Origin of the sequence: Actinomyces sp. Z5 (genome assembly GCF_003287795.1) — a bacterium.
Lineage (GTDB): Bacteria > Actinomycetota > Actinomycetes > Actinomycetales > Actinomycetaceae > Actinomyces > Actinomyces glycerinitolerans.
The window spans coordinates 1-11367 of sequence record NZ_QMIN01000053.1; the positions used below are offsets into that span (position 1 = coordinate 1).

The 11367-nt window shown below is 68.9% G+C and carries 10 protein-coding genes; 6 read left to right on the plus strand and 4 right to left on the minus strand.

Going from position 1 to position 11367, the window contains the following annotated elements; genetic code table 11:
* Window positions 1–87: 87 nt before the first annotated feature.
* The 3 genes from DRB06_RS07125 to DRB06_RS07135 all read right to left on the minus strand — a co-directional run bounded on the left by DRB06_RS07125 (window position 88) and on the right by DRB06_RS07135 (window position 1840).
* Window positions 88–333, minus strand: coding sequence for a DUF6290 family protein (locus DRB06_RS07125; RefSeq protein WP_073331949.1), 246 nt, complete (start codon window positions 331–333; stop codon window positions 88–90).
* A complete protein-coding gene (locus DRB06_RS07130; RefSeq protein ID WP_139240966.1) occupies window positions 317–649 on the minus strand; it encodes a BrnT family toxin in 333 nt (110 codons plus the stop codon). Before DRB06_RS07130 ends, DRB06_RS07125 begins: the two co-directional genes overlap by 17 nt.
* Window positions 650–772: 123 nt before the next feature.
* Window positions 773–1840, minus strand: coding sequence for a DUF4232 domain-containing protein (locus DRB06_RS07135; protein ID WP_146750831.1), 1068 nt, complete (start codon window positions 1838–1840; stop codon window positions 773–775).
* 181 nt (window positions 1841–2021) lie between these two features.
* Here DRB06_RS07135 and DRB06_RS07140 point away from each other — a divergent pair, with 181 nt between their 5' ends.
* From DRB06_RS07140 to DRB06_RS07155, 4 genes are all read left to right on the plus strand, one after another.
* Window positions 2022–3305 carry an MFS transporter gene (locus DRB06_RS07140; RefSeq protein WP_111819517.1) on the plus strand — a complete coding sequence of 428 codons (1284 nt, stop codon included), beginning with the start codon at window positions 2022–2024 and terminating at the stop codon, window positions 3303–3305.
* Window positions 3306–3384: 79 nt separating this feature from the next.
* Window positions 3385–4419, plus strand: coding sequence for an NAD(P)-dependent alcohol dehydrogenase (locus tag DRB06_RS07145; protein ID WP_111819518.1), 1035 nt, complete (start codon window positions 3385–3387; stop codon window positions 4417–4419).
* A 78-nt stretch (window positions 4420–4497) separates the two neighbouring features.
* Window positions 4498–5436 (plus strand): AraC family transcriptional regulator, encoded by a 939-nt coding sequence (locus DRB06_RS07150; RefSeq protein WP_220092991.1) that lies wholly within the window; start codon window positions 4498–4500, stop codon window positions 5434–5436.
* Between the two features lie 73 nt (window positions 5437–5509).
* Entirely contained in the window at window positions 5510–6127 is a 618-nt protein-coding gene (locus tag DRB06_RS07155) for an L-threonylcarbamoyladenylate synthase (protein WP_111819519.1), read from the plus strand.
* A 35-nt stretch (window positions 6128–6162) separates the two neighbouring features.
* Here DRB06_RS07155 and DRB06_RS07160 read toward each other — a convergent pair whose 3' ends face one another.
* Entirely contained in the window at window positions 6163–8538 is a 2376-nt protein-coding gene (locus DRB06_RS07160; protein WP_111819520.1) for an MMPL family transporter, read from the minus strand.
* A gap of 80 nt (window positions 8539–8618) precedes the next feature.
* Here DRB06_RS07160 and DRB06_RS07165 point away from each other — a divergent pair, with 80 nt between their 5' ends.
* On the plus strand, window positions 8619–10046 hold the full coding sequence (locus DRB06_RS07165) for a replication-associated recombination protein A (protein WP_111819521.1): 1428 nt from the start codon (window positions 8619–8621) through the stop codon (window positions 10044–10046).
* 32 nt (window positions 10047–10078) lie between these two features.
* Window positions 10079–10942: a sulfite exporter TauE/SafE family protein gene (locus DRB06_RS07170; protein ID WP_258522186.1), complete on the plus strand. Its 864-nt coding sequence runs from the start codon at window positions 10079–10081 to the stop codon at window positions 10940–10942.
* The last annotated feature ends 425 nt before the right edge of the window (window positions 10943–11367 follow it).

The window sequence follows — 11367 nt, forward strand, 5'->3', positions numbered from 1 at the left end:
GTGCGTTTCACGACCCCGGGGTGGTCGTGAAACGCACCCCAAGGTCGTAAAACGCGCGGCTCCCTGGGAGTCGTCGACCAGTGCCGGTCAAGCAGCGTGCTCGGCCTCAAGACGCTCCAGTATCCATGCCCGCACCAGGGTCGAGGCGGGCAGGTGTTTTGCCTCAGCGACCGCCTCGATCGCCTCGCGTTCCTGCGGGGTTAACCGCACCGAGTACACCTGAGACCGGTTCGGTCGTACAGGAACGGTATTCACGGGGTACTCCGCTTCGCGGGTCACCTCGGATTCCTCACGCATTTTGGCGATCATTTCAGCGTCAACCGTCTTGGCCATCGAAGTCCTCCTCGTCCTCCTTGAGGTTGTACAGGCGCAGGTCTGCGCCGGTCGCACGCCAGGCATTCACCAGATGCAGATCACCGTCGCGATCCCGCCAGGCAATAATGGTAAGTACTCGTTTCGCATTCGGTGAATAGCCGATGAAGCGACTGGCGCCAGTATGAGACTTTGGATCAGGTTCGAGCGCAACCAGGTCGATGTCGTCCAGCACTTCACATGCCTGCTCTGGCGTGACGCCGACTGCCCCCGGGTACCTCTTGGCGCGGTTCCGGATATACCGCTCCGTGGCAGCGTCCCAGTACAACCGCGTCATACATGGATTGTAGTACATCGTCTTACGTCGTTGAAGAGGGCTGTTCGTGTTGCCCGAACACGACCTTGGGGTGCGTTTCACGACCCCGGGTGGTCGTGAAACGCGCGGTCGGCGGCGGTGCGGCTATTCGTGCTCCCACGGGGAGATCAGAACGAGATGGCCTTCGGGGATCGTCAGGTCGTGGGCGGTGCCCCATTCCTTGTACCTGGGGTCGGGGTCCTTCGTGACTGCCTGGCGGCCGAGTACGGTCGTCACCGCCAGGTGGGTGCCGGTGGGGCGGCTCTGGTCGTTGTCCCACCGCAGGGTGGCGACGGCCCGTACGCGCGGACCGATCTCTACCACGGGCGGGTCGTTTGTGCTCGGTGACCTGGATTCCTGGTCGTCCACGTGCAGTACAGAGACCTCAAGGTCCCGGCCCTGCTCGTCAACAACGACGACGTCGGGCCAGCCGGATACCAGGCAAGCGGCCTTGGAGTCGTTCTGTACGGCGATTGCAGCGGTGACGTGGCCGCCCAGTGCGGCAGAGTTCCAAATGTGCCAGTAGCTCAGCTCTGCGGGGTCGCACTCCTCTACTATCAAGCTGTTCATCGGCACGACGCGGCCGTTTCCGGCTAGCTCAGGGATCGTCATTTGCTGGGCCCGGGCCAACGCGGTGGCATCAGGCGACTCGGCGTGCTCACCCAGCCAGGCCAGGCCGCGAGGGGTGGCCAGCACGATCACCAGCGCCAACACCACCAGCACGCGGGCGGATGCTCTGTGCTCACCGCCCTGAAGACCGAGAGCCACAATTGCCATGACCACGGCACTCGCACTAAGCAGCACGAGCCCTCCGGCCGCCCAGGGCCACCAGCCCGGACTCATGGGTACCCGCGCCAACAGGTCGCCGCCGGAAGTGAGGATGTCGCACGAGGAGAAGAACCACGACTCGTGGGCCTGGACGGCCACCACCGGCTGCTCCAGCAAGTAGGCGCACCGGTAATCGGCGTCCTCAGGCTCGAAGGCGGTCGTCGGCATGCTCAGACCGGCCCACAGGAAGGCTATCGGCGTCAACAGCGTGGCCGTGATCCCCACCAGGTGCGCCACAATGGGCAACCAGTGCCGCCACGGCCAAGTAAGCGCCCGCCACCACCAGGGCCCGCGGGTGCTGCGAGCGTCGCGTGGCGCACCCGAGTCGGGTTCCGTGCCGGACAAGATAAGCACCCCCCTTCAAGCGGCTGCGACCGATGCTACCGGGCCGGTCGGGTCCACGGCGGGGTCAAAAAAGTACCGGCGCTCGGCATCGGCGTCGGAAGACCGCTGTGCGCGCCCGGGGCGATGCTTGAGCCAGCAACCGCGGAATGAGCCGCGGCACCAACACGACGGAGTGGAACCCATGCGCCTTGCACCCCCGAAGATCCTGATCCCCGGGCTCATCGCCATCGCCATCTTCATGACCGGCGACGGCTTCGAGCTGACCTTCTTATCCAAGTACCTTGTCTCCCTCGGCTTCGCCGCGACCCAGGCGTCAACGGTCATCACCGCCTACGGCCTGATGGCCGCCCTGTCCGGTTGGGCCTCCGGCGTACTGGCCGAGACCTTCGGGGTCCGCCGGATAATGCTCATCGGGGCCGGGCTGTGGGTCTGCCTGCACCTGTTGTTCGTCGGCGTGGCGATCCCCTCGGGCATCTACCCGCTGATCCTGGTGATATACGCCTGCCGCGGACTGGCCTACCCCCTGTTCATCTACTCCTTCGTCGTGTACATCACCCAGAAGGTGGCGCCGGCGTCCCGCGCCTCCGCCATGGGCTGGTTCTGGACCGCCTACTCCATCGGCGTCGGCTGCCTCGGCTCCTGGATCCCGGCCCGGACCATCAACTTCATCGGCGAGCGGGGCACGCTCTGGTTCTCCCTGGCCTGGACCATCACCGGTGGCCTGCTCTGCCTGCTGTTTGTGGGCCGCGGCGAACCTCAGCCCAAGCGCGGCGACCTGGGTGACACGCTGCGACAGCTGTCGGTGGGCGTCACCATCCTCGGCACCAACCGGGAGGTGGCCCTCACGGCGATCGTCCGCGTCATCTGCAACCTCAGTCTCTACGGCTTCCCGGTCATCATGCCCCTGTACCTGACCACGGCCGGTTACGGCGAGGAGTGGTTCACCATGCCGCAGTGGATGACCATCTGGGGCATCCAGTTCGCCGTCACCGTCTTCGGCAACCTCTTCTGGGGATGGATCGGCGACCGCTTCGGGTGGATGCGGCAGATGCGCTGGTACGGGTGCTGGTTCTGCGCCGCCGCCACCCTCGGCTTCTACTACGTGCCCCAGTTCCTGGGCGGCAACATGATCGCCCTCGGCGCGGCCGCCGTCCTCCTGGGCATGGGCGTGACCGCCTTCGTCCCCATGGCCGCCGTATTCCCCGCCCTGGCCCCCGAACACCGCGGGGCGGCCATCTCCGCCAACAACCTCGCCTCCGGTCTGACCACCTTCGTCGGCCCCGGGCTGGTCACCCTGCTGCTGCCGCACATCGGCGTCGCCGGAGTGTGCTGGACCTACACCGCCCTGTACCTGCTGGGCTCCCTCATCACCGTCTTCATCCACCCCGACCAGCCCGGCTTCGACCGCAATGGGCGGCGTCTGCCGGAGACCGCCGACCGACCCGTCGCGGAGGTGGACGCCTGAACCCACCGAATCGCCGACCATCCTTAAACCCGCTCACCACCACCAAGTCACCGCAACCAACCCACGAGGAGAAGAAACCATGAAGGCTGTAGTCCTAGAGAAGCGCAATGAGATCAACGTCCGCGAGGTCCCCGGAGACCTCGTCTGCGGCCCCGGCCAGCTGCGCATCGCCCCGCACACCGTCGGCATCTGCGGCTCGGACGTCCACTACTACACGCACGGCCGCATCGGCCGCTACATCGTCGAGGCGCCGATGATCCTCGGCCACGAGGCCTCCGGCACCGTGCTGGAGGTGGGCGAGGGCGTCACCGACTTCGCCGTCGGCGACCGCGTGGCCATGGAACCGGGCGTCCCGGACATGAGCTCGCGCGCCTCCCGCATGGGCATGTACAACGTCGACCCCGCCGTCTCCTTCTGGGCCACCCCGCCGGTAGACGGCTGCCTGGTCGAGGAGGTCATTCACCCGGCGGCCTTCACCTACCACCTGCCCGACAACGTCTCCTACGGGGAGGGCGCCCTGCTCGAGCCGCTAGCGGTCGGCATGCACGCGGCCACCAAGGCCGCCATCCACCCCGGCGACGTCGCCGTCGTCTCCGGCTGTGGCACGGTCGGCATGCTCACCGCCGCCGCCGCGCTCGCCGGCGGCGCCTCCACCGCCATCGTCTCCGACGTCTCCCCGGTCAAGCTGGAGATCGCCTCCCAGATCCCCGGCGTCGTTACCGTGGACCTGCGCGAGCAGCGCCTGCTCGACGTCGTGAACGAGCGCACCGCCGGCTGGGGCGCAGACGTGGTCTTCGAGGCCTCCGGCCACCCGTCCGCGTACGAGGACCTGTGGAAGCTGGGCGGCCCCGGCAACCGCACCGTCCTGGTTGGCATCCCCGTGGACCCGGTCGCCGTCGATGTCACCGAGGTGCAGGCCCGCGAGACCCGTATCGAGACCGTCTTCCGCTACGCCAACGTCTACCAGCGCGCCATCGACCTGGTCGCGGCCGGCAAGATCAATCTCAAGCCCTTCATCACCGAAACCTTCCCGATGGACCGCGCCAAGGAGGTCTTCGACCGGGTGGCCGAGGGCCGCCCCGGCGACGTCAAACTCCAGATCACGGTGGGCTGACCCGAGGCCGCAGCCGTGCAAAGGGCCAACCACCGCAACCGCCGACGGGCCGGTGGGCAGGGCGCGCACAATGACCGTGTGTCCTCCCCACCGGCCCGCCCCGGCATCCCCCCACGCCCCTCCACCCCGGGCGTCGAACCCGCGCCGGGGACGAAGGCCGACGTCGGCGACCTGGAAGTCATCGTCCCCGACGCCGGCACCTCGGTGCGCTGGTGGACGCACGGATACCCCGACCCGCTTGCCCGCTGGCACCACCACCCCGAGATCGAGTTCCACCTGATCCGCTCCGGCTCCGGGCAGATGCTCGCGGGCGACCGCGCCATCGACTTCGAAGCCGGACAGGTCACTCTGATGGGACCGCACCTGCCGCACAACTGGCTTTCGGACCTCGGTCCCGGCGAACGCCTGCCCGAACGCGACGTGCTGTGCCAGGTGCTGCCCGCGCGCTTCGAGGCGGCTTCCGGGCAGCTGCCCGAACTGGCCGCCATGGGGGCGCTGGTCGACCGCGCACGCCGAGGCATCATGCTGTCGGGGGACAGCCGTGAGCGGGCGGCCGCCATTCTGGAGAGCATGGGCGGGCAGGGCCCGCTGGGGCGGCTGGCCGCGCTACTGGAACTGGCCCGCGTCTTCCTCGCCGCCCCCGCCGCGGAGGCGCACCCGATCGCCAGCGCCGGCTACGTGCCCAGCCTCGACGACGCCACCGCCTCCCGGATCAACGTCGTCCTGGACTATGTGGAGACCCACCTGGCGGAGGAGATCTCCATGACCCGGGCCGCGGAACTGGTGGCGCTCAGCCCATCGGCGTTCTCCCGGTTCTTCCACGCCACCGCCGGGATCACCTTCTCCGAACTGGTACGGCGGCGTCGAGTCGCGCGGGCCTGCCACCTGCTGCGCACCACCGACCTGCCGGTGGCCCGGGTGTGCGCACTGAGCGGGTACACCAACCTCTCGAACTTCAACCGCCGTTTTCGGGAAGAGACCGGCACCACGCCCAGCGCCTACCGCCGCCGCGACTGAGCGTGCCGGCCGATGGCCCACCCCACCGTGTGGCGCACGACAACACGGGGTGATCGGTGCAACAATGTGCTCCATGTCCCGCTACATTGAGCTGCACCCCGTCAACCCCCAGGCACGACTGGTCGCCAAGATCGTCGACAGACTCCGGAACGGTGAGCTCATCGCCTACCCCACGGACTCCGGCTACGCGCTCGCCTGCGCCCCCGGCAACAAGGAGGGACTGGAGCGCATTCGCACGATTCGTCAGCTGGACTCTAAGCACAACTTCACCTTCGTGTGCGCCAACTTCGCCCAGGTCGGCCCGCTCGCGATCGTCGGCAACAACGCCTTCCGGCTCATCAAGCGGCTCACGCCCGGGCCGTGGACCTTCATCCTCAAGGGCACCAAGGAGGTGCCGCGGATGACCTTGAACCCGAAGAAGCACACCCTGGGTGTGCGCATTCCCGACCACGTCATCGCGCAGGCGCTGGTGAAGGAGTTCGGCGCCCCGATCCTGTCCTCCACCCTCATTCGTCCGGGACAAACCACGCCGGAGTCCAATGGTTGGGAGATCGAGGATGCACTCGGCCACCTGATCGACGTCGTCATCGAGGGGCCGGTCACCTCCACCGAGCCGACCACCGTCATCGACCTGACCGAGGACGTGCCGGAGGTCGCCCGCGAAGGTGCGGGCGACATCAGCCTGCTATAGGCCGTGTCTCCGGTAGCCCGCGCTACCACCCGCGGCTACTCGGTGGCGGCCGCAGTCGCCTCAGGCTCGGTCGGCCCCCGTGACTCGGGGCCCGACGGCGCCGGCTCACCGGTGAGCACGCCGACCTGCGCGTAGCGGTCGTGAAGGCGCTGCAGCGGCGTCGGCGCCCACCAGTTCCAACGCCCCAGCAGAGTCATGGTGGCCGGCACCAGCAGCATGCGCACCACGGTCGCGTCCAGGGCGACCACGATTGCCAGCGCCAGCCCGACCTCCTTGACGATCAGCAGCTCGCCGCTGACGAAGCCGAGGAACACCACCACCATGATCAGGGCGGCGAAGGTGACGATGCGGCCCGAGCGCTGCAGACCCTTGGCGACGGCCGTGTCGTTGTCGGCGCCGGCGTCCCAGTACTCCTTGATCCGCCCCAGTAGGAAGACCTCGTAGTCCATGGCCAGTCCGAAGCCGACACCCACGGCCGTGACCACCACGTAGGCCTCCACCCCGCCGATGGGGGCGAAGCCGAGCAGCCCGGTCAGGTGTCCTTCTTGGAACACCCAGGTCAGCGCGCCCACGGAGGCGGCCAGGGACAGCAGGTTGATCAGCAGCGCCTTGAGCGGAACCAGCAGGGAACCGGTCATGAGGAACAGCAGTACGAAGGTCGCCAGCACAATGAACGTGCCCACCCACGGCAGGGACGCCAGCAGTGACTGACGGAAGTCCAGCTGGCTGGCCGCCTGACCGGTGGTCCAGGTGTCGGCGGGCGCAGACAACGCGCGTATGGAGGCGACCGTGTCTTCGGCGGCGCGGGAGGTCGGATCACCGGAAAGCTCCAGATAGACCACTGTGTAGTCGCCGGCGGTGGCTACCCGCAACACTTCCTGGACGCCGTCGACGGCAGCCACCTGCTCGTTGATGAAGTCGGTGACTCGCTCACCGGTGGCGGCGATGATCATGGTGGCGTCCTGCTGGGTTACGGCGGAGTAGCGCTCCTCCAGCACCGTCAGGTAGGTGCGTTGGTCGGAGTCGGTGGGCAGCAGCTCGGTAGTGGAGGAGAGCAGGTGCAGGTTGCGGGCCGGGGAGGCCAGCACCACCAGCGCCACCACGCAGGCCACCAGCACCACCCAGGCCATGCGCTGCACCTGCCGGGCGATCCACCGGAACACTCCGCGCTCACTGGTCACATCCCCCAGGTGTCGCTGCATGGCGCCGAGGACCGGAATGCGCTGCAGCAGCGGCGGGTGCAGCAGGCGCCGCCCCAGCAGCACCAGCACGGCCGGCACCAGGGTGACCGCCGCCGCCACCGCGATCAGGCACGAGGCCAGGCAGGCGATGCCGATGGACCGCAGCACCGCCGGTCCCATCAGCACCAGGCCGAGCATGCAGGCCGACACCGTCAGTGCCGAGAACAGCACCGTGCGGCCGGCCGTCGCCAGCGTCGTCGTCATGCAGGCCGCCAGGCGGGGGTCCCGTCGTCCGCTGCGACGACGACGCCGGTGCCCCCCGGCGTCCTCGCCGGCGGCGTCGTGGGAGCGAGCAAGTTCTTCCCGGTAGCGGGAGGTGATCAGCAACCCGTAGTCGATCGACAGTCCCAGACTGATCACGGTGACAATGTTGATGACGAAGGACTGCAGGTCCATGCCCAGGCTCAGGAAGTACAGCACTCCCATGGTGCACGCGATGGAGGCCAGCGCACCGATCAGCGGCATGCCGGCAGCCAGGAAGCCGCCGAAGACCAGCACCATGATGATCAGTGCCAGCGGCAGGGAGATCAGCTCACCCCGCACCAGGTCGGCGCGCACCTGATCGTTGACGGCTGCGGACATGCGTGCGTCGTCGGAGACAATGCCGCGCACACCGGGTTCAACCCGACTCAGCTCGTCCGGGACCTGTTCCAGGCGGGTTTCAACCCGGCCGACCAGTTCGGCGACCTGTTCGGCGTACTTCTTGTCGTCGGCGTCGGCGACCGTGTCCCCGTTGGGATCAACGGTGACCACCAGCAGGAAGCCGTCCAGGTCGGTGGAGGCCAGCATTTGTGCGGCGGGCTCATTCAGCATGCCGGGGACCACGAAGGGATCGATCACGTTCTGCTCGCCCACCAGCGCCCGCAGATCCGCGTGCGCGTCCTCCAGTGCGTCGGCGACCGTCTGCTGGGTGACGGTGTCGGAGATGTCCATGTCGGTGACCAGCAGCGTCACCGTCTCGGCATCACCCGACAGCGTGTCCAGGATCTGCTCACCCTCCGCACTGTTGGTGCCGGCAATCGAAGTGCTCCCCGCGGCCGCGCGCTCGAACAGGTTGTTGCCGCCCAGCCCCGTGATGGAAGGGAGCAGCAACGCGACGGCGAGAAGCAGCCACGCACCGACGATGATCCAGGCATCTTTGATGACGCGGCGGGAAAGCCAGGCAAGCATGCGCCCTAGTCTGGCAGACCGCCGGGCGCTGAGCGGTCCCGGCACTCGGGCGGAGCCGAAACGGGTGTTGAATCGTGCACATGACGGACCTGTTTGAGAGCGCCGGAACCGACGCCGTCGGCCTGCCCGGAGACGCCCACGCGCCCCTGGCCGTGCGGATGCGGCCACGCACCCTGGACGAAGTGGTCGGCCAGGACCATCTGCTCGCCCCCGGCTCCCCGCTGCGTCGCCTGGTCGAGCCTGCCGCCGACGCGGGTGGACCGGCCGGCGGCGCGGGGGTGTCCAGCGTGATCCTGTGGGGGCCACCGGGCACCGGCAAAACCACGCTGGCGTATCTGGTGGCGCGCGGCTCGGGTCGCCGCTTCGTGGAGCTGTCCGCCGTCACCGCCGGGGTGAAGGACGTCCGCCAGGTGGTCACCGACGCCCGACGGCGCCTGGCCGCGGGGGAGGAGACGGTGCTGTTCGTCGACGAGGTGCACCGCTTCTCCCGCTCGCAACAGGACGCGCTGCTGCCGAGCGTGGAGAACCGCTGGGTGACGCTCATGGCCGCCACCACGGAGAACCCGTCCTTCTCGGTGGTTTCGCCGCTGCTGTCGCGCTCCCTGCTGCTGACGCTGCACCCGTTGGACGCCGACTGCGTGCGTGCGCTGGTGGAGCGGGCGCTGGTCGATGCACGCGGCCTGGGCGGCGCGGTCACGCTGGCCGACGACGCCCGCGAGCAGATCGTGCGCATGGCCGGCTCGGACGCGCGCAAGGCCCTGACCGTGTTGGAGGCGGCCGCCGGCGCGGTTCTGGCAGCCACACCGGCACCCACCGACGGGTCCGGGGGAGAGGCCGCCGCGCAGTCCGCCGCGCCCCGGATCGGGCTGGCCGACGTGGAGCGGGCCGCCGACGTCGCCGCCGTCCGCTACGACCGGCAGGGAGACCAGCACTACGACGTGATCAGCGCCTTCATCAAGTCCATGCGCGGCTCCGATCCCGACGCCACCCTGCACTACCTGGCCCGCATGCTCGCGGCGGGCGAGGACCCGCGCTACATTGCCCGGCGCATCACCATCCACGCCGCCGAGGATGTGGGCCTGGCCGACCCCGGTGTGCTGTCCACGGCCGTGGCCGCGCAGCAGGCGGTCGCCCTGATCGGCATGCCCGAGGCGCAACTGGTCCTGGCCGAGGCGGCCCTGGCGGTGGCCACCGCCCCGAAGTCGAACGCGGTGACGGTCGGCATCGGTGAGGCCACGGCGGATGTGCGCGCGGGCCGCGGCGGGCAGGTGCCCGCTCACCTGCGCGACGCCCACTATGCGGGCGCCGAGCGCCTGGGCCATGGTGTCGGCTACCGCTACCCGCACGACTACCCGCACGGCGTCGTCGCCCAGCAGTATCTGCCCGACGAACTGGCCGGCGCCGAGTACTATCGGCCGACCACGAACGGTTTCGAGGAGCAGGTGACCCGGCGGCTGGCGGCCATTCGGCGCATCACCCACGGCGCCGCAGGGGAGCAGGGCAGGTGAGCTGAACGCGCAAGCGGGGATAGGGTCGGCGGGTGACCGCAACCCCCGACGTCGAAGCCCCCGATCCCGACTCCGCCCGCAACCGGTCCGATGCTCCGGCACCGTGGTCCCCGCCCGCCCGACGCTGGCCGGCGATTGTACTGATGGGACTGGGGGCCGGCTTCCTGGCGGGATTGTTCGGTGTCGGCGGGGGACTGGTGATCGTGCCGGCGCTGATGGCCTTCGCCGGTATGGATCAGCGCCACGCCGCCGCCACCTCCCTGGTCGCCATCGTGCCGACCTCCATCGTCGGGGCGGTCTCCTACGGGGTGCAGGGACAGGTGTCCCTCGTGGCCGCCGTCTTCCTGATCATTGGCTCCCTGACCGGCGCGCAGATCGGGGTGCGCCTGCTGCGTACGCTCCCGGCCCGCATCCTGCCGTGGATCTTCGTGGCCTTCGCGGTCTTCGTCATCGTCTCCCAGCAGCTCATGGTGCCGGTGCGCGACGCCGGATTGAGTCTCACGCCCGCCAGCGGCGCCGCCCTGGTGGGGGTGGGTCTGGTGGCGGGCATCCTGTCGGGACTCGTCGGCGTGGGTGGCGGCGCCGTGATCGTGCCCGGCACCCAGCTGGCTGTGGGCATCGGTGACCTACTGGCCCGAGGCACCTCCCTGGTGGTGATGCTCCCCACCGCCCTGTCCGGAACCGTCACCAACCTGCGCCACGGGGCGGCCGACGTGCGCGTGGGGCTCGTCGTGGGCGTGGCGTCGGCCGCGACTTCTCCACTGGGGAGCGTCGTCGCCGGCCTGGTCAGCCCGCGCACGGGCTCGATCCTGTTCAGCCTGTTCCTGGTGTACGTGATCATCTCCACCCTGCTGCGCTCCCGTCACTCCTCCCCGCACAAGGGGCAGCCGAAGTAACCCGGTTCGTCGCGCTTGGGGCTGAGGTCTTTCGAAGTCGAGCCTGACGACCCCGGTTAAGCCCGGCTCCCCGCGCTTGGGCATCTGGTGGGCGGATGGGGCGGTTCGCCGGGTGGTGTTGGCGTACGTGTCCCGACGGCGTGGTGCGTGGCGCGATTGGTGGGAGTGCGCCATGGCTGGGTGTGCGCGCTGGACCACGGTGGGCCAGGCACGACGGCTCGTGCGTTCGGGCCGACGTTCACGCCTTTAGCCGACGGTTCGTGCGTTCCTCTGACGGTTCGGCACCTTAGCCCGACGGTTCGCGTGTTCGCCCAGCGGTTCGGTGCCTTCGTCTGACGGTTCGTACGTTGCGGTCGACGGTTCGGCACATCCGGCGACGGTTCGTGGGGTAGGGGTACGAACCGTCGTTGTGATGTCTCAGGACA